Source organism: Nonomuraea mesophila, assembly GCF_004352805.1.
Classification (GTDB): Bacteria; Actinomycetota; Actinomycetes; order Streptosporangiales; family Streptosporangiaceae; genus Nonomuraea; species Nonomuraea longispora.
Genome location: NZ_SMLD01000030.1, coordinates 1 through 19,057, shown reverse-complemented (window position 1 = coordinate 19,057; position 19,057 = coordinate 1). Strand labels below are relative to the sequence as shown.

The following is a 19,057-nucleotide window of genomic DNA, read 5'->3' as shown; positions in this document are numbered from 1 at the left end:
CTCCGCCATCCGGCGGCGGGCCGCCAAAACGGGCGGGTGTCAGTCGATCGGCGAGGGAGGCGGGTCTCCGAGCGCCGCCAGGTCCGCCCAGAACCCGTCGGGGATCACCGTGTCGGCGAGGCTCCCCAGCTGGGCCAGTCGCTCGGCCGAGGTGACGCCGACGACCGTGGAGTGAATGCGGGGCTCGGCGAGGGAGAAGTGCAGCGCCGCCGCGGCGAGCGTGACGCCCCACCGCTCGCACAGCGCCTTGAGCCGCTCGACGTGCGCGGCGAACTCGGGGGAGACCCTCCGGTAGCCGTAGCGGGTGGCGTGCCGTGCCGAGCCGCCCAGGATGCCGCCGCCGAAGGGAGCGGCGTTGAAGACCGTCATGTCCCTTTCCGTGGCGAGCCGCAGGATCTCCTCCGCGCGCCGGTCGACCAGGGTGTAGCGGTTGTGGGTGAGCACCGCGTCGAACGCGTCGGTGCGGATGTAGTCCTCCACCATGGTGCCGCCGCCGACGGCGATGCCGATCGCCCCGACGAGCCCCTGCTCGCGCAGCGCCACCAGGGCGGGCACGGCGCCGCCTCGGGCCATCGCCTCGCCGACCGTGATGGTCATCGGGTCGTGCAGGTGGTAGATCGGCAACGTCTCGACGCCGAGGCGGGAGGTCGTCTCCTCCCAGGACCGCATGACCCGGTCACCGTCGAACACGCCGGTGTCGGGGTCGCGGTCGGCCTTGGAGAAGATCGTCACGCCGTCGGGCGCCTGCTTGAGCGCGGTGCCGATCAGCTTCTCCGAGCGCCCGCCGGCGTAGTTGTTGGAGGTGTCGAGCTGGCGGAAACGGCCCGCCACCATCATCTCGGCCAGCGCCTCGTCGCCGGGGCCTGCGCCGAGAGCCGACGTGCCGACGGTCAGCGGCTGAAGTGGCACCTCGCTGCCGGGCACGCGGCGGCCCTGCTGATCCGGCATGTCCCGCTCCTTCGCACGCGCTCCGCGGTGATCCTGCCGACGATCATGTCATGCGCCGCCGGGGCGGCCCCCTCAGGGGGTGGAGTACGGCTCGAACGCGCGGAGGAGCCCGCCCATCGGCGGCACGTCCGCGACGAACCCGAACCGGCCGTCGCGCATCTGCGTGGCCGCGTCGAGGAACGCGCCGAGCGCGTACCGGGACAGGGCGCCGCCGATGCTCACCCTGCGCACCCCGATCCCGGCGAGCTGCTCCAGCGTGATCGCCGGGTCGGCGAAGCCCATCACCACGTTCACCGGCCTGCCGACGGAGGAGACGACCGCCTTCATCTCGTCGAGCGTGCGCAGCCCCGGAGCGTACAGGACGTCGGCGCCCGCCTCCTCGAACGCCTGGAGACGCCGGATGGTGTCGTCGAGCCCGCCCGCGTCGTACAGCAGGTTCTCGGCCCTGGCGGTCAGCACAAGCGGGACGGGCAGCCCGCGCGTGACCTCGACGGCGGCCCGCACGCGCTCGACGGCGAGCCCGAAGTCGTAGATCGGCGTCCTGCGGTCGCCGGTGGCGTCCTCGATGGACACGCCGGCCACCCCGCAGGCGCAGGCGTCCGCGATCATCCCGGCCGCCTCGGCGGGGTCGTCGGCGAAGCCGTTCTCCAGGTCGGCGTTGACGGGCAGCGCGGTCGCCTCGCTGATGACGCGGCAGTTGTCGAGGACGTCCTGCCGGGAGGCCCGGGTGCGGCCGGCCTGGTTGGCCACGCCGAGGCTGGTGGTGGCGAGGGCGTCGAACCCCAGCGAGGCCAGCAGCCTGGCCGTGCCGGCGTCCCACGGGTTGGGGAGCAGGAACGGCTCAGGGCCGTCGTGGAGCGCCCGGAAGCGCGTCGCGCGGGCCGTCTGGTCGGTCATGGTGCTCTCCCATCGTGAGCTGCGGTGATGCCCTCACTCTCGCCGCTCGGAGAGGCATCAGTCAAATGCATGGAAGTGATGTACGCGATCAGGAATACTGATAGGTGTGACTGTCGAGGAGATCGAGGCGTTCACCGCCATCGCCGAATTGGGCGGGTTCACCGACGCGTCCAGGAAGCTCAACCGGTCCCAGCCCGCGATCAGCCGCCGCATCCGCGAACTGGAGCAGTCGCTGGGCGCCGCCCTGTTCGAGCGGACCGGCCGCAGCGTGGTGCTCACCGACGCGGGCCGGGCGCTGCTGCCGTACGCGGAGGCCGCGCTGGCGGCGATCCGCGACGGCGAGCGGGCCGTGCGCGAGGCGGCCGAGCGGCCCGGCGGCTCCGAGACCCTCAGCCTGGCCATCGTCGGCACCCTGGCCGACTCGCACCTCGTCGAGGCGCTGCGCACGTTCGAGTCGCGTTTCCCCGAGTCCTCGGTCGAGCTGCGCACCGCCACGAGCCGCGAGGTGAGCGCCCTGGTCCGCGGCGGCGAGGCGACCCTGGGCCTGCGCTACTTCCCCGACGCCGACCCCAAGCTCGAGTCCATCCCGCTCGGCGTCGAGAAACTCCTGGTCGTCGTGCCCGCCGCGCATCCCGTCACCGCCCGCCGCCTGCCCGGCCTGCGGGCCTTCGAGGGCGAGCGATGGCTGGGCTTCCCGCCCGAGCGGGGACAGCCCGACTCCTTCGGCCACCTGCTCGACCGCCGGCTGCCCGCGATGGGGCTGGCCGGCGCCCCGATCACCAGGGTCGACAGCCTCACCGCGCAGAAGCGGCTGGTGCAGGCCGGTCTCGGCGTCGCGCTCATGCCCGTCAGCAGCGTCAGGGAGGAGCTGCGGATCGGCAGCCTGCGGGCGGTCGAGGTGGACGACCTGGACGCCGCCCTGCCCGTGGTCGCCGTACGCCGGCGGCGCGGCCACTGGAGCCGGCCGGCGGCTGCGTTCCTGGAAGTGCTGCGGGACCACACACCCGGCGTACTGGACTGACGGGCCGGCCGGCGCTGTGACCGGCCGCCCGCCCGGCGTACTGGACTCGCGGGCCGCCCAAGCCCGTCATCAGCCGATGGGGCGGGTCCTGACGCGGAGCGTACGCGCGTCGCCCGGCTGCGGTTCGGCCGACATGCCGGCCCGGACCAGCGCGCGCACGCAGGCCTCCATCCCGCCCGCGGCGGGCAGGTGCCGCTCGGCGAAGGTCACCAGGAAGACGCCGTCGTGCCCGCCCTCGACGGCGAACCCGTCACCACCGCCCGTCGCGGCGCACCCGGACCGGCGCAGGACCGCGCCGATGCGTTCGGCGTCGCGGTCGCGTTCGCTCCACAGGGGCCGCCCGCCGGATCCCCGCCCGTACGTGGGCCCCTCGTCCGGCTTGGGAGTGCCCGGCGACCGGCTGCCGGTCGTGTGCGGTGCGCCGTGGACGCCCGGCCGGTCGTCGCCGCAGGCGGCGGGGCGTTCGCGCCAGGTCTTCGCCATGGGTCACCTCCTCGGTCCGCATCGAGGCCGCAAGGAGCCTCAAGGGGTTCGCCTCTGCCCTGTACGGCGGGGACGAAACGGGTCAGCCCGGGGGCGCGCGGTGCTCCACGAGGAGGAGCGCGATGTCGTCGGCGCGCTGGCTGGTGTGCGGGGCGTGGTTGAGCAGCGTGTCGCAGAGCTGGTGGACGGGCTGGCCGGCGGCGCGGCCGAAGTGTCCGGCGAGCTCACCGATGGCCTCGCCCAGGTCGACTCGGGGCGTCTCGACGAGGCCGTCGGTGTAGAGGGCGAGGACGGCGCCCGGCGGGAACGGCACCTGGACGGTGGGGTATTCGGCGTCGCCCTGGACGCCGAGCAGGATGCCGGCGGGCACGTCGATGATCTCGGCGGGCTGGCCGGGCGGGCGCAGCAGCGGCGGCGGGTGCCCGGCGCTGGCCGCCCAGAGCGTACGCAGCCGCAGGTCGAAGGAGACGAGCAGGCAGCTGGTGAACAGGTCGGGGTCCAGGTCCATGAGCAGGCGGTTGGTGAGCTTGAGCACGTCGCCGGGGCTCGCCCCCGCCGCCGCGTAGGCGTGGATGGCGGTCCTGACCTGCCCCATGAGCGCGGCGGCCGTGACGTTGTGGCCCTGCACGTCCCCGATGATCGCCGCGGCCTTGGTGTGGCCCAGGCGGATCATGTCGTAGAAGTCGCCGCCGATCCCCACGCCGCGGGTGGCGGGCACGTACCGGGCGGCCACGTCCAGCCCGGCGATCTCGGGCAGGCTGCGGGGGAGCAGCGAGGTCTGGAGGGTGTGGGCGAGCCGGTCCTTGGCGTCGTAGAGCAGCGCCCGGTCGAGGGCCTGGGCGATGAGCCCGGCCATCGCGGTGAGGCTGGCCCGCATCTCGTCATTGAACGGGTAGGGCTCGCCGAAGGCCAGCACGCACACGCCGGCCACGGTGTCGGAGGTGCGCAGCGGCAGGAACGCCCAGGCGGCCATCTCGTCGCGGACCTCGGCCCCCGGGTACGTCCGGTGCAGCTCCTCGACGTCGGAGAAGAAGGCGGGCTCGCCGGTGCGCAGGACGTCCTGGGCGGGGGCGCCGGCGGCCAGCGGAAGGCGGTCGAACCGCTGGACGAGGGCCGGCTCGTAGCCGTGCGAGCCGATGACGTTCAGCCTGCCGCCGTCGGCCGCCATGATCGTCAGCGCCCGTGCGTCGAACACCGGCATGACGTGGTCGGCCACCATGTCGACGATCTCCTGTACGTTGAGCGCCCGGCTCAGCGTCGCCGCGAGGTGGAGCAGGTTGTAGAAGACGTCCTCCCGGGGGTGGCCGACGATGCCGGCCACGGGCTCGCCGGGGAGCCGGCCCGGCCGATCGGCCGCCGCCTCCGTGATGTACAGGCTGATGCCGGACGAATCCGGATACAGGCTGATGCGCAGGGCACGGCCATCGGGGTCCCGTACGACGCAGGACGTGGGCTCCTGGCTGACGGCAGCGGCGCGGAAATGGTGCTCGAACAGCGGATCCTTCAGCCACGCCACCGCCCTGGAGAGCGGCTCGCCCAGCCTGCCGGTGAGGTCGACGCCGAGCAGGCCGGCCGTCCCCGCGCTGACGAAGGTCAGGCGTCCCTCCATGTCCAGGCCCACGCAGCCGTGGCGCAGCCGGTCGAGGTAGCCGGTCGAGGCGAGGGCGCGGTGCACGTCCGGCAGCGCGGCCCACGAGGGGCTGAGGGCGCGCGGCTCGCCCCCGGACCGCGGCGGGATCCCGGCGCGGGCGGCCTCCTCCATGCTGGCGCCGAGCTCCCGGGTGGCGCGCTCGATGGTCTCCCGCTCGTGGAGGGTGAGCTCCGTGGCGTGCGACGGCGGCCACAGCAGGACCAGCGAGCCCCACACGTCCCCGTCCGACTGGATCGGGGCGGCGGCCACGGCGAACGGGTACGGCAGCGCGATCGCCGTCGCCGGGAAACGGCAGGCGAGCTTCTGGTAGTCGGGCACCCAGATGAGCCGGCGCTCGCGTACGGCGCCCGACGCCGGGACGTCCGCGCTCACCCGTATCCGGGTCCACGGTCTGACGATCTGTGAGGGCAGCCCGGTCTCCGTCTCCATGAGCAGCACCTGGCCCTCATCGGCCAGCAGGTAGACCGCGCCGATGTGCGCACCCGTGTCGCGTACGGCCTGGGCCAGCACCTCGTCCACGGCAAGGGCATGGTTCGCGGCAGCGCCGACGACGCCATCCTGCACGGCCTACCTCGCTCCGGCCCGCGGTGACGACGGTGCTGCGCTGCCCTGACCAGCCATAGGCCAACGGTAAGTGGCCCTGCTTGAGATCTAGAACCGGCATTACCGGGTTCTGATGACAAGCTTGTAGAAACTTGGGCGTTCCGGACAGTTGCCACTCCATCCTGGTATCTCCCAGGTACGCGATCATCCGCGCGCTCTCTAGGTTCTAGAGGATCACGCACCCCCAAGGAGATGATCACCGTGAACCGACCTTTCGAAGGAATCCCTCTGCGCGCCGGTGTCATCGCCGTCGCGCTGGCCGGCGGCCTGCTGGCGGCGCCCACCGCGGAGGCGGCCGCGGCGAGCGGCGGGCAGGCGGTCGTCTCGGTGTCGCAGGCCGCCGCTGCGAACACCGCTGCGAACACCGCTGCGCACACCGCCGCGCGCCCGCGCAACGGGAAGATCATCTATGACCGCTACTCCGGCGGCAGCGGCAGGCTGAGAATCCGGAACGGCACCTCGAAGGACGGCGTCGTCACCCTGGTCAAGGGCAGGAAGAAGGCGGTGAGCATCTATGTGCGCGCGCGGTCGTCCGCGAGCGTCAACGACGTCAGGAGCGGCACCTACCGCGTCTACTTCACCACTGGGCACCGGTTCCACGCCAAGAAGCGCAAGTTCACCAGGAACGCCTCCTACCAGCGCTTCGACCAGCGGCTGAGGTTCACCTCCACCAGCGGCTGGAGGCTGACACTCAACCCGGTCAGGGGAGGCAACGCCAGGACGCGCTCGGTGAACCCGAAGGACTTCCCGGCCTGAAGGCACTCCGTTTTTCATAGCACACTAGGAAAATCGTAGTAGGGTGTGGGCATGGAACTTGGTGTCGCCCTGCCCACGTCCGGTCCGCTGGCCACACCGGCCGGCATCGCCCGCGTCGCCCGCGAAGCCGAGCGGCTCGGATACGACTCGGTGTGGACCTACGAACGCCTGCTCCGGCCGACCGCCCCCGTGTCGATGGGGGGCGGCGAGCCGCAGCCCGCACCGGAGATCTACCGCAGCGTCTACGATCCGCTGGAGACGCTGAGCTACGTCGCCGCGCTCACCGAGCGCGTCAAGCTCGGCACCAGCATCGTCGGCGCCCTGCTGCACCCGGCCGTCGTGCTGGCCAAGCGGTTCGCCACGCTCGACCAGCTCAGCGGCGGCCGGGTCGTCGCCGGCCTCGGCCAGGGCTGGATGCCGCAGGAGTTCGCCGCGGCGAACGTGCCGATGAGCCGGATCGGGGCGGGCATGGACGAGATGATCGCCGCCATGCGGGCCTGCTGGGGGCCCGACCCCGTGACGTACGACGGGACGTTCACCCAGATCGCCGAGTCGGAGATCAACCCCAAGCCGGTGCAGGCCCACGTGCCGATCCTGCTCGGCTCCATGACGCCGGCCGGCGTGCGCAGGGCCGCGCGCGTCGCCGACGGGCTCAACCCGGTGGCGCTCTCCCACGACATGGTGACCGGCCTGGCCAAGACGTTCAGGTCGGCCGTCGCGGAGGCCGGCCGCGACCCGGAGTCGGTCACCGTCGTCGCGCGGGCCAACGTGCCGCTCACCGCCGGGCCGCTGGGCGACGACCGGCCGTTCCTCGGCGGCTCACCGCGGCAGATCGCCGCCGACCTCGAAGGGCTGGAGGGCATCGGCATCGACCACGTGCTCTTCTCCGCCATCGACCCCGACGCGCCGGGCGGGATGACCGGGCTGGACGAGATGATCGACCTCTACGCCGAGCTCATCGGCCTGGTCAGGGGCTGACGTCCGCGCCGCACTCAAGCGGCCTGGTCAGGGGCTGACGTCCGCGCCGGCGTGCAGCGGCCTCAGCACCCGTGGCCGGGGCGCTCCTGCGCGCACAGCTCGTTGATCTTGTTGCGGTCGGCCCAGGCGCACAGCTCCTGGAAGGCGTCGCGCAGGTCCTCGCCGGCGGGGGTGAGGCGGTAGAAGACCGCGCCGGCCGCATGACCTGCGCCGCCCTCCAGGCGGCGCTCCACGAGCCGCACCGCCATCAGCTCGCGCAGGCGGTCGGTGAGCAGGCCGTCGGTGATGCCGGGGACCGCCCTGGCCAGCTCGCTGAACCGGGCGGGCCGCTGCAGCAGCGCCACGATGATCATGCCGTTCCACCGCTTGCCGAGCACCCTGAACACGTCGATGAACTGCTCGCCGCAGATGATGCCCTCGCCGCTCCCGGCGGGGGCGGCGCGCTCGGAGACGTGTCCGGACATGGCCACCAGCGTACCCGCCGGATACGCGCGGGGACGGTGCCCAGCGGCGGCGCTCGTTCAGGGCCCGGCTCCGCCGATCCCGCACAGCCGGGGCACCTCGGCCATCATCACGTCCCCCACCAGGCTGCGGACCAGCAGCGTCTCGACGCCGAGCAACATCGCCCTGGCCGTGTCCCGCCGCAGGTAGGCGGTGTCGACGATGAGGCTGAGCTGACCGGTGTCCGCGGCGGTCCCCACGGTGAAGAACACCTTGAACCGCACCCCCGGCCACGCGTCCGCGACGTGGACGCGGGTCCTGGCGGTGAGCCCGGCCACGTCGGCGTCGGAGCCGGCGCGCGGCAGGTTCGGCCAGGAGCCGGCGCCGCGCCGGTCGTTGAAGAACGCGTCGAGGTCCGGCTCGCGACCGCGGCGCCACCCGACCTCCTCCCGCATGTCCCGCATCGCGAACGGGTCGTAGTGCGCGTTGCGGTAGGCCACCAGCGCGTTGCGCTGCGCGGCCCGGCACGTCGCGGCGAAGTCGGTGGCGGGCAGGTCGAGCACGAACAGGCCGTCCTGCCCCACCGTCCCGACCATGGAGCGGGTACGCGGGTCGCGCCGGTTGCTGTGCACCAGCTGCATGACGGCCCGCCGGCGGCCGCTCACCTCGGCGAGGACGGTGGCGCACGCGGCGAGCAGCACGCTGGTGGTGCCGATCGTCCAGCGCTCCGCCAGCCGCTCCGCCGCGGCGGCCAGCGCCACGGACTCCATGCCGACCTCGATGAACCGGGGCTCCTCGGGCTCGTGCGGCGCATGGTCGAACACGTCGAGCGGCACCTCGTCCAGCACGGAGCGCCAGTGGCGGATCGACCGCGCCGAACGCGCCTGGAACGCCTCCTCACGCTCCAGAACCGCCTGGTCCATGGGCTGCCACGCGGGCGGCGACAGCTCCTCTCCTCGCAGCAGCGCCCGCCACTCGGCGGACAGCAGGCCGAGCGCCTGGAAGTCCACCGCCAGGTGGGAGAAGACGAACGCCAGCGCCCTCGGCCGGCCGCCGTCCAGCACGACCACGCACCGCAGCGGCAGGTCCTCGCCGTGCGCGAAGACCGTCCTGCCCAGCTCGCCGGCGATCCGCTCGGCAGCCTGCAGCGGGCGTTCCCGCCCGGCCTCCACCAGCTCCACGGTCAGCTCGCCGCCGTGCGCCACCCGCTGCACGGGCCCGTCCGCCGTGCCGGCGAACGTGGTGCGCAGGCTCTCATGGCGTTCCATCAGCGTGCGCAGCGCTTCGAGCACGGCCGGCAGGTCACGCCGGCCGTAGACGGGCAGCACCCACGGGCAGTTGAGGAACGACTGGCTGTCCCCCATCAGGTGCACGGCCCGCCACATCAGCCGCTGCCCCCACGTCAGGGGAGCCTCGCCGCTCCTGGACCCGCCGAACGTCACCGTGGCACGCCCGGTCACGCCCGGTCTCCTTCCAGCAGCGGAGCCAGGGCGGCGGCCAGGGTGGCGACGTGCTCGAATGACGGCAGCGCGCCGCGCAGGTCGATGTCGACGCCGTACGTGTCCTCGATCTCGTCGATGAGGTGGATGCGGGCCAGCGAGGTGAGGCCGAGCGCCGAGAGCGGATGCTCGCCCGCCAGCACCTCCTCGGGGCTGAGCTCGCCGCCGGACACGCCGGCGATCAGCTCGGCCAGCTCCCGCTCCAGCCGTCCCGCGTCCGCCGTCACCGCGCACCCCCGAGCGCGCCGCCCGCGGCCCTGTCAGCGGCCCTGTCAGCGGCCCTGTCAGCGGCCCTGTCAGCGGCGCTGTCAGCGGCCCCGTCAGCGGCCCCGTCAGCGGTGCCGCCGGCGGCGCCGTCGGGCCTGCCGGCGGTGTCGCCCCCGGTATCGGCCGTGGTGTCGCCCCCGGTATCGCCCCCGGTGTCGTCCTGGCGCAGCCGTACGCTGCGCGGGCGCATGTCGCGCCAGACCTCGTCGATGTGGCTCAGGCACTCGTCCTTCGAGCCGGCGAACCCCTCGGTCCGCCACCCGTCAGGGGGCTGCCGGTCGGCCGGCCACGTGGAGTACTGGTCCTCGTCGTTGACGACCACCTGGTGTCGTTGTGTCACGGTGCTGCCTCCGTCGTCGTCTTCTCCAGCGGCTTCGTGGGGGTGGTGCCGCGCAGGGCCTGGACGCCGACGAGGTCGTCGGCGACGGCGTCGGGCACGTCGTGATCGAACCGGGTCAGCGCCGGGATCCGCATCGCGACCAGGGCGATCGCCAGGATGGCGACGCCGAAGAGCACGTACATGAATCCGATGCCGCGGCCGGGACCGGTGCCGATGAGCGTTCCGACGGTCGGCGCCAGCGCACCGCCGTCAAGCAGCAGCGGGTCGAGCACGGAGGCGGCGTACGGGGCGACGAGGCCGAAACCGATCGGCAGCGTGGACCAGGCGACGAGCGTGTTCATGGCGAACACCCGGCCGTGGAAGCGCTGGGGCACCTTGACCTGCACGATGGTGGCGTAGATGCCGTTGAGCAGCGTCAGCCAGGCCGTCATGCCGCACACGCCGACCGCGATCACCACCAGGTCGGCGCGTACGCCGGTGACCAGGCAGAAGACGCCCAGGGCCAGGGTGCACAGCAGCACCCCGCGCAGCCGCAGGCGGCGCGGCCCACCCCAGACGATCATGATGAGCGCGCCCGCGAACGTGCCGACGCCCGCCAGGAACGAGATCCGGCCCACGTCGGGCAGCCCGGCGAACGACAACACCAGCGGCCCGAACATCAGCAGCAGCGGCGAGAGGAACACGTTCAGCACGACGAAGAACAGCAACATGGAACGGAAACCGCGGTGGCCGAGCGAATAGCGCAGCCCGCCCAGGATCTCCGCCTTCATCGACTCCCTGCGCCGCCACGGCATGCTGCCGGGGAAGCGCACCACGAGCAGCACGGCGATCGCGACCGCGTACCCGGCCACGTCCAGCAGCAGGATGCCGCCGAGCCCGACGGTGGCGAGCAGCCCGACCGCGAAGATCGGTACGAGCAGCTGGGCTGTGCCGTTGCCCAGTTGCATGATGCCGACCGCGTGCCCGAGGTAGACCTTGGGCACGAGCTGCGGCATCGCCGAGAAGTACGCGATGCGCTGGAACGTGAGCGCGACCGACAGGCAGCCCAGCAAGGGGTAGATCATCTCCGCCGACAGGTTGCCCGTCCACAGCAGCACGCCCAGCGTGAGCTGGATGGCGAACGCCGCGGCGTCGCCCGCCAGCATGACCGTGCGCCGGTTCGTCCGGTCGACGATGGCGCCCGCGAGCGGCGCGACCAGCATCCCCGGCACCAGTCCGACCACGGCCATCAGCGCGAACTTCGCCACCGAACCCGTCGTCGTGTAGATCCACAACGGCACGGCGAACTCGGTCAGCGCCGACCCGGTCACCGACACGAGCTGGCTCAGCGCGACGGCCAGGAACCTCGCGATGCTCGGCTGGGCTCCCGCCGGGGCGTGCGGCGTGCTGGAGTGCGACACGTCGTGCAGCCACCAGGTGGCGCCGGGGTCGCGGTCCGGCGGTGGATCGTCCAGCGCGTCATGGGTGGTGGTGATGATCGCGGCCAGCTCATCCGCCCGATATTTCAGGAAAAAGTGGCCGGCCTCCGCGAGCACCACCACGGCCGACGTCGACGACAGGAAGTGCCATTCCCGGAAACGTTCCTCGTAGTAGTCGGTCGCCGGATCCTCGGTGCCCACGATGCTGATCACGGGCGCGTCCAGCCGTTCCGTGCCGGCCGCGAACAGGCGCGTGTAGTAGTCCTCCGCCTCCCGCGAGTCGCGGCGCATGTTCCGTACGATGCGGCGGGCCTGCGCGGGGTCCACCTCGTTCATGTCGAGGCCGAGCGAGATCAGCCAGTTGACGTAGCGCTGGTCGCCGCGGAGCCGCTCGGCCTCGGCGAACCGGGCGATCCGCGACAGCAACGCGCCCTTCGGCCGCGCGAACGGGAAGATGCCGCCGATGTAGACGGCGACGAGCCGCCGTCCCGCGGCCTCCAGCCTGCGGGCGATCTCCACGGACAGGGCCGATCCGACCCCGCAGTGCCCGTACAGCGCCACCGGGCCTTCGACCTTGTCCAGGATCTCCCGCACGCACCCGGCGGCCAGCTCGTCGAAGGACGGTTTCTCCTCGTCGACGCCGACGTCGTGACCGGGGATCGCCACCGACCACAGCGCGTTCCCGTCGGGCAGGGCGTCGGCCAGGGGCTGGTAGACGACGGCGCTGCCGCCGCCGTACGGCACGCACACGTACGTCAGCACCGGCGGCGTGCTGCGCTCGGGCGTCAGCCGGTGCAGCAGCGTACGCGGCCCGCGCCGATCGGCCGGGGTGTCGGCCAGCGCCGCCAGCTCGCGGATGGTGCGGTGCTTGAACACGTCCATCACGCTGACCCCGGCGCCCGTCCGCGCCCTCAGCCGCGCCACCACCTGCGTGGCCAGCAGCGAATGACCGCCGAGGTCGAAGAAGTCGTCGTCCACGCCGACCGCGTCGAGGCCCAGCAGGTCCGCCCAGATCTCGGCCAGGGCCTGCTCGGTGGGCGTCCCGGGCGCGACGAGCTCGACCCCGGCGTCACGGCCGGCGACCGGCGCGGGCAGGGCCCGGCGGTCCAGCTTGCCGCTCGGGTTGAGCGGCAGGGAGGGCAGGGTGACGTACGCGCTCGGCACCATGTAGTCGGGCAGCGTGCGCTTCAGCCCGGCCCGCACGGCCGCGTGGTCGGGCGGCTGGTGAGGCGGCCGGTCGCCGGGCCCGTCGTGTGGCCGGTCATGTGGCCCGTCGGGCGGCCCGTCGGGCGGCTCGTTCACGCCGGCGTCCGGGACGAGGTAGGCGGTCAGGCGGTCCTCGCGCACGACCACGGCCGCGTCCCTGACCCCCGGGCAGCGCGCGCAATGCCGCTTCGATCTCGCCGGGCTCGATCCGCAGGCCGCGCAGCTTGACCTGGCCGTCCATCCGGCCGAGGAACTCCAGCGCGCCGTCGGGGCGGCGCCTGGCCAGGTCGCCCGTACGGTAGAGCCGCGAGCCCGGCGGTCCGAACGGATCCGGCACGAACCGGTCGGCGGTCAGTCCCGGCCGGTTCAGGTACCCCTGGGCCAGTCCCGCGCCGCCGATGAACAGCTCGCCCGGCACCCCGACCGGCACCGGGGCCATCGCCGGGTCGAGCACGTGCAGGGCGGTGTTGGCGATGGGCGTGCCGATCGGCACCCGGGCCGCCGAGGCGAGCGTGCCGGGCAGGCAGTGCCAGGCCGACACGTCGACGGCCGCCTCCGTGGGGCCGTACAGGTTGTGCAGCTCGGCTCCCGGCAGCGTGGTGACGCAGCGGAGGGCGAGGTCGGCGGGCAGCTCCTCACCCGAGCAGATCACCCGGCGCAGCGTGCCGCAGCCCGCCGCCCCCTCCTCGCCGAGGAAGACCGCCAGCATCGACGGCACGAAGTGCGCCGTGGTCACGCCCTCGGTGACGATCAGCTTGCGCAGGTACGCCGCGTCCTTGTGGCCGCCCGGCGTGGCGAGCACCAGGCTCGCGCCGCAGCGCAGCGGCCAGAACAGCTCCCACACCGACACGTCGAAACTGAGCGGCGTCTTCTGCGCCACCACGTCGCCAGGGCCCAGCCCGAACCGCTCCTGCATCCAGCCGAGGCGGTTGGCGATGCCGCCGTGCGTGTTCGCCACGCCCTTCGGCCGGCCGGTGGAGCCCGAGGTGTAGATGACGTAGGCGACGTCGTCGGGCCGCACCGCGGGAAGCGGCCCGGGTCGCCCGGTCCAGGCGTCCGGGTCGTCCAGGTCGAGCGTGACGGCCGCGGTCTCCGGCAGCGACGGGCGGATCGTGCTCTGGGTGAGCAGTACGGCCGGCGCGGCGTCGGCCAGCATGAACGCCACCCGCTCCGCCGGATAGCCGGGATCGACCGGCAGGTACGCCGCGCCCGCCCTGAGCACGCCCAGCAGTCCGGGCAGCAGCTCCAGCGAACGCTCCGCGCAGACGGCGACCACCGAGCCGGGGCCGGCGCCGAGATCGCGCAGCGTGTGCGCGACCCGGTCCGCCCGCGCGGAGAGCTCGGCGTACGTCAGCGACCGCCCCTCGAAGCGCACCGCGACCGCGTCCGGCGTGCGCGCCGCCTGGGCCTCGATCCGGCCGTGCAGGGTGGCCTCGCCGGGGAACCGCCTGGCGGTGTCGTTCCAGTCCTCGACGACCAGGCGGCGCTCGCCGGGGGAGAGCAGGTCGATCTCGGACAGCCGCCGCCCCGGCCGGTCCGCCACCCGCTCCAGCAGGGTGCGCAGGTGCCCGGCCAGCCGCTCGATCGTGGCCGCGTCGAACAGGTCGGTGTTGTAGACGAACATCCCGCCGGAGCCGTCGCCGACGTAGAGCTCCAGGTCGTAGCGGGTGGCCCAGGAGTCCACGGGGAAGTCGGCCACGGACATCCCGGCCGGCGCCTCGACGGCGGTGCCCCGGTAGTTCTGCATGGCGAGGATGACGCCGAACAACGGCGACCTGGACACGTCGCGGGGCAGGTCCAGCTCCGCGACGAGCTGCTCGAACGGCAGGTCCTGGTGGGCGTAGGCGTCCACGGCGACGTCGCGCACCCGTTCCAGCAGCTCCGCGAACGTCGGGTCGCCCGACAGATCCACCCGCATGGTCAGCATGTTGACGAAGCAGCCGATCACGCCGTCCAGCTCCGGCACCTGACGGCCGGCCACCGGCGAGCCCACCGCGACGTCGGCGGTGCCCGCGTACCGGCCGAGCAGCGCGGCGAACGCGGCCAGCATCGTCATGTACGGCGTCGCGCTGTGCTCGCGGCCCAACCGCGCCAGCGCGGCGGCGACCTCGGCGTCCAGCGGGAACGTGTGCGCCGCGCCGGCGTAGGTGCGCTCCGGCGGGCGCGGCCGGTCCGCAGGCAGGTCCAGCGGCTCCAGCCCGGCCAGCCGGTCGCGCCAGAAGTCCAGGTCGCGCCGCGACGGCGGCAGGCCGCGCTGCCAGGCCGCGAAGTCGGCGTACCCCACCTCGGGGGCGGCCGGCGCGACGCCGTCGTAGCGGGCGAACACCTCGCGCATCAGCAGGTCGGCCGACCAGCCGTCAGCGGCGATGTGGTGGACCGCGATCACCAGCACGTGGTCGTCGCCGGCCAGCCGTACCAGCAGGGCCCGCGCCGGCGGCCCCGCGGCCAGGTCGAACGGCACCGCCAGGAACTCCTCCGCCCGCGCCCTGGCGGCGGCCTCGTCGGGCGCGTCGCTCACGGTCAGCGGCAGCGTGCCCGCTTCAGCCAGTTCCACCCTGGGCCTGCCGTCCCACGTCGCGGCGAAACGCATGCGCAGCGCGTCGTGGCCGGCCGCCACCGCGTCGAGCGCGGCGGCCAGCGCCGGCACGTCCAGCGGGCCGCGCAGCCGCAGCCGGATGGGGATGGTCAGCTGCGTGGTGCCCGGCGCGAACTGCTCCAGGAACCACAGCCGCTCCTGCGCGTGCGACAGCGGCGGCTCCCCGGCGGGCCGGGGCGGGACGGTACGGCGGGGCGCCGCCGCCGTGCCCCGTCGCAGCCGCCGCGCGAGTAACTCCTGCTTGGCGCCGGAAAGGGCATCAGGGCGTGTCACGTACTCTCCTCCGTGTGGGCTGTGCGGTTCACCTGTCCGCGTGCCTCGTTCATCCCGGCACCTCCGTCTCCAGCAGGCGGGCCGCCTCCGCGTCGGACAGGCTCGACAGCTGCTCGATCAGCAGGCCCTCGACCGCGGCCGCGAGCCCGGCGACGGTCGGCTGGTCGAACAGGGTGCGGATCGGCACGTCGACCTCGACCGCGTTGCGCAGCAGCGCCGCCGCCCTGGTCGCCAGCAGCGAGTGGCCGCCGAGGGCGAAGAAGTCGTCCAGCGCGCCGATCCGGCCGGCGTCCAGGCCGAGCACCTGCGCCCACACCTCCGCCACGAGCACCTCGGCGTCCGTGCGGGGCGGCACGTGCACGGTGGCCGGCTCGGGCCCGGCCTGCGGCAGGGCGGCCAGGTCCACCTTGCCGGCGAGCGTCAGGGGCAGCGCGTCCATGCGTACCCAGCCGCCGGGCACCAGATGGGGCGGCAGGCTCGCCGCCAGGCGCCGGCGCAGCTCGTCCGGCTCGGCCGGCCCGGTCACGTACGCCACCAGGCGTTCACCGTCCGCCCTCACCGCGGCCTGGCGCACCCCCGGGCAGGCCAGCAGTGCCGCCTCCACCTCTCCGGGCTCCACCCGGAAGCCGCGCACCTTCACCTGGCCGTCGAGACGGCCCAGGAACTCCAGATTCCCGTCCGGTCGCCACCGCACCCGGTCCCCTGTCCGGTACAACCTGGACCCCGGCGGGCCGTACGGGTCGGGCACGAACCGCTCCGCGGTCAGCGCGGGAGAGCCCGGATAGCCGCGGGCCAGCCCGGCACCGCCCAGGCACAGCTCGCCGGGGGCTCCGGGAGGCACGGGCTCCCCGCCGGGGCTGAGCACATGCGCGGTCGCGCCGCCGACCGGCCGGCCGATGGGCGGCCGGTCTATGGGCCGGTCGATGGGCCGGCTGATGGGCGGGTCGATGGGCCGGCCGACAGGCGGGTCGATGGGCGGGCGGCCGGTGTCGGCCGCGCCGAGGACGGCCGCCGTCGCGACGATCGTCGCCTCCGTCGGCCCGTACGTGTTGATCAGCGTCACCCCGTCGCCGAAGCGGTCCCGCCACCGTGCCACGGCCGCGGCCTGCGCCTGCTCGCCGCCGATGATCATCAGCCGCAGGGCGTCCGGCCAGGTCACGTCGCCGGGCGCCTCGGTCAGGCGGTGCCAGTACGCGGTCGGCAGGTCGAGCACGGTGACCTGACGGCCGGGCGGGGTGCGCAGCACGTCCGGCAGCGTGAGGGCGCCGCCGGGGAGCAGCAGCACGGACGCGCCAGCCGCCAGCGCCGGATACAGCTCCTCGGCGTGGGCGTCGAAACCGAGCGACGCGAACTGCGCGATCCGGTCGTCCCGGCCCAGTCCGTACGCCTCCCGCATCCAGCGCACCCGCGCGGCCAGGGCGCCGTGCTCCACCAGCACCCCCTTCGGCGTGCCCGTCGAACCGGAGGTGTAGATCACGTACGCCGGGTCGCCCGGCTCGACGCTCTCCCACCCGCCGAGCCACCGTCCGTCCCCGCTGCCCGACCAGCCGGCGGGAACGAGCACGGGAACCGTGTCCTGCAGCCGGGGGGCCAGCGCGGCGTCGCTCACCACCAGGCGGGCGCCGCTGTCGGCGATGAGGAAGGCCAGCCGTTCGTCGGGGTGATCGGGGTCGAGCGGCAGGTACGCGCCGCCGGCCCGCCAGACGGCCAGCAGCGCGGTCACCGCGTCGACCGAGCGCGGCAGGCACACGCCGACCACGCAACCGTCGGCCACCCCGCGCCGCCGCAGCGCCGCCGCCAGCCGCGCCACCCTGGCGTCCAGCTCCGCGTAGCTCACCCGCTCCTCACCGCACACCAGCGCCGTGGCTTCGGGCGCGGTGGCGACGACCCTCGCGATGAGCTCCGGCACCAGCCCGGCCGCCGCGTACCCCGGCTCCACGATGCCGCCGGGCGCCCGCCGCACGTCGGGGACCGGTACGGGCGAGCGGTGGGCCGGTTCTGTCGTGTGGTGAGGCGGTGCGGTGGCGTGGGCGGCCAGGGTGGCCGTGTCGGCGCCGGTCAGGAGCGGGAGCCGGGAGACCGGAGCGCACGGGGCCTCCGCGATGCCGCGCAGCAGCACCGTGAGACGTTCCGCCAGGCTCTCCGCGGTGGCCGCGTGGAACAGGGTCGCGTCGTAGCCGAGCACGGCGCGCAGTCCGTCGTCGTCCCGCCAGGTCTCCAGGGACAGCGGGAACTTGGCCTGCCGGTAGCCGCCGTCGAACAGCCGTACGTTCAGCTCGCCGATCCGCTCGGGCGGGGTGCCGTCGCCCGCCTGGCTGTGCAGGATGATCATGGTGGACAGCAGCGGGTTGCGGTGGAGGTCGCGCGGCACGCCGAGCTCGCCGATGAGCCGCTCGAACGGCACGGTCCGGTGCGTGTGGGCGTCGAGCACGCTGCGGCGGGTGGCGGCCAGCAGATCGCGGAAGGCCGGATCGCCCGAGAGGTCGCCGCGCAGCACCAGGGTGTCGGTGAGGTAGCCGATCACCGGCTCCAGCTCCACCCGGTCACGGGAGGCCCACGGCGTGCCGACGAGGACGTCGCTCTGACCGGTGTGCCGGGCCAGCAGCACCTGGTAGGCGGCCACCAGCACCATGAACAGGGACGCGCCGTGCTCCTGCGCCAGCCGGTCCAGGCGCCCTACGACGTCCTCCGGAATCCGGAACGGGTGGAAGGCCCCGTCGGGCTGTTGCGCGCCCGGCTTGTCGGCGGGCAGCTCCAGCACGGGCGGATCGGCCAGGCGGCGCCGCCAGTACTCCAGCGACTCCCCGGCCGCCGCGCCGGACTCCTGCTCGCGCTGCCACAGCGCGACGTCGCCGTACTGCACGGGCAGCGGCGGCAGAACGGGCTCGCGCCCCTCGACCTCGGCCAGGTAGAGGGCGAACAGGTCGTCGAACAGCACACCCAGCGACGCGCCGTCCGCGATGATGTGGTGCAGGACGAAACAGAGCACGTTGTCGTCGCGCCCGAGCGCGAGCAGGCTCACCCGCAGCGGCGGCGACCCGGCCAGGTCGAACGGCGCGTTGGTGCGCTCGGCGACCAGCCTCCTGGCCTGCTCCTCCGCGCCGGGCGAGCCGGTCAGGTCGAGCCGCTCGACAGGCACGGGCCCCGGCGGGTGGACGACGGCGACCGGCTCGCCGTCGACGTCGGCGAACGACGTGCGCAGGCTCTCGTGCCGCGCCACCACCGCGTCCAGCGCGGCCTGGAGCGCGCCGCTGTCGAGCGCGCCGCGCAGCCGCAGCACGAGATACATGGTGTACGACGCGTCGTCCGGGTCGAACCGTTGCAGGAACCACAGCCGCTCCTGGGCCGACGACAACGGCGGCCTCGTCCCCGCGGGCCGGGGCCGGATCTCCTGCCGGGCGGCGTACCCCTCCCCGCCGGCGCCGGCGTCCTCCTCCCGCAGGCGGGCGATCTCCTCGACCAGCCCGCCGATCGTGGGGTCGTCGAAGAAGGCGTCCAGCGACACCTCGACGCCGAGGCTCTCGGCGATCCTGGCGGTGATCTGGGTCATGGTGAGCGAGTGGCCGCCGAGGTCGAACAGGTCGTCGCCGGTGCCGATCTCGTCCTCGTCGGCGAGTTCGAGCACCTCCCGCCAGATCCGCCGCGCCTCCTCGACCAGCCCATCCTGCTCACCCCGCCCC

The 19,057-nt window shown here is 73.8% G+C and carries 14 protein-coding genes; 3 read left to right on the top strand and 11 right to left on the bottom strand.

What is annotated here, in order from left to right:
• Positions 1–39: 39 nt before the first annotated feature.
• Both E1295_RS14230 and E1295_RS14225 read right to left on the bottom strand, forming a co-directional pair.
• Positions 40–948, bottom strand: a complete 909-nt coding sequence (locus E1295_RS14230; RefSeq protein WP_220448706.1) for an aldo/keto reductase — start codon at positions 946–948, stop codon at positions 40–42.
• Between the two features lie 72 nt (positions 949–1,020).
• Positions 1,021–1,845 (bottom strand): isocitrate lyase/PEP mutase family protein, encoded by an 825-nt coding sequence (locus tag E1295_RS14225; RefSeq protein WP_132630743.1) that lies wholly within the window; start codon positions 1,843–1,845, stop codon positions 1,021–1,023.
• A gap of 106 nt (positions 1,846–1,951) precedes the next feature.
• Here E1295_RS14225 and E1295_RS14220 point away from each other — a divergent pair, with 106 nt between their 5' ends.
• Positions 1,952–2,866 (top strand): LysR family transcriptional regulator, encoded by a 915-nt coding sequence (locus E1295_RS14220; protein ID WP_132630742.1) that lies wholly within the window; start codon positions 1,952–1,954, stop codon positions 2,864–2,866.
• A gap of 69 nt (positions 2,867–2,935) precedes the next feature.
• Here the strand turns inward: E1295_RS14220 and E1295_RS14215 are convergent, their stop codons facing one another.
• Positions 2,936–3,349 (bottom strand): hypothetical protein, encoded by a 414-nt coding sequence (locus tag E1295_RS14215; protein WP_132630741.1) that lies wholly within the window; start codon positions 3,347–3,349, stop codon positions 2,936–2,938.
• 82 nt (positions 3,350–3,431) lie between these two features.
• Positions 3,432–5,519, bottom strand: a complete 2,088-nt coding sequence (locus tag E1295_RS14210; RefSeq protein WP_220448705.1) for a SpoIIE family protein phosphatase — start codon at positions 5,517–5,519, stop codon at positions 3,432–3,434.
• Positions 5,520–5,804: 285 nt separating this feature from the next.
• Here E1295_RS14210 and E1295_RS14205 point away from each other — a divergent pair, with 285 nt between their 5' ends.
• On the top strand, positions 5,805–6,359 hold the full coding sequence (locus tag E1295_RS14205; RefSeq protein WP_132630739.1) for a hypothetical protein: 555 nt from the start codon (positions 5,805–5,807) through the stop codon (positions 6,357–6,359).
• A gap of 51 nt (positions 6,360–6,410) precedes the next feature.
• Positions 6,411–7,337 carry a TIGR03619 family F420-dependent LLM class oxidoreductase gene (locus E1295_RS14200; protein ID WP_132630738.1) on the top strand — a complete coding sequence of 309 codons (927 nt, stop codon included), beginning with the start codon at positions 6,411–6,413 and terminating at the stop codon, positions 7,335–7,337.
• 62 nt (positions 7,338–7,399) lie between these two features.
• Here the strand turns inward: E1295_RS14200 and E1295_RS14195 are convergent, their stop codons facing one another.
• From E1295_RS14195 to E1295_RS14170, 7 genes are all read right to left on the bottom strand, one after another.
• Positions 7,400–7,801 carry a winged helix-turn-helix transcriptional regulator gene (locus tag E1295_RS14195; RefSeq protein ID WP_132630737.1) on the bottom strand — a complete coding sequence of 134 codons (402 nt, stop codon included), beginning with the start codon at positions 7,799–7,801 and terminating at the stop codon, positions 7,400–7,402.
• A gap of 57 nt (positions 7,802–7,858) precedes the next feature.
• A complete protein-coding gene (locus tag E1295_RS14190) occupies positions 7,859–9,238 on the bottom strand; it encodes a condensation domain-containing protein (RefSeq protein ID WP_132630736.1) in 1,380 nt (459 codons plus the stop codon).
• Positions 9,235–9,504 carry an acyl carrier protein gene (locus E1295_RS14185; RefSeq protein ID WP_132630735.1) on the bottom strand — a complete coding sequence of 90 codons (270 nt, stop codon included), beginning with the start codon at positions 9,502–9,504 and terminating at the stop codon, positions 9,235–9,237. The genes E1295_RS14190 and E1295_RS14185 overlap by 4 nt, the downstream gene beginning before the upstream one ends.
• Positions 9,501–9,884 (bottom strand): MbtH family protein, encoded by a 384-nt coding sequence (locus E1295_RS52180; protein ID WP_132630734.1) that lies wholly within the window; start codon positions 9,882–9,884, stop codon positions 9,501–9,503. The genes E1295_RS14185 and E1295_RS52180 overlap by 4 nt, the downstream gene beginning before the upstream one ends.
• Positions 9,881–12,655 (bottom strand): MFS transporter, encoded by a 2,775-nt coding sequence (locus E1295_RS50875; RefSeq protein ID WP_246080035.1) that lies wholly within the window; start codon positions 12,653–12,655, stop codon positions 9,881–9,883. The genes E1295_RS52180 and E1295_RS50875 overlap by 4 nt, the downstream gene beginning before the upstream one ends.
• A complete protein-coding gene (locus E1295_RS50870) occupies positions 12,564–15,377 on the bottom strand; it encodes a non-ribosomal peptide synthetase (RefSeq protein WP_246080034.1) in 2,814 nt (937 codons plus the stop codon). The genes E1295_RS50875 and E1295_RS50870 overlap by 92 nt, the downstream gene beginning before the upstream one ends.
• Before the next feature lie 49 nt (positions 15,378–15,426).
• Positions 15,427–19,057 (bottom strand): non-ribosomal peptide synthetase (locus E1295_RS14170; protein WP_132630733.1); only part of this gene is annotated, 3,631 nt, incomplete at its 5' end.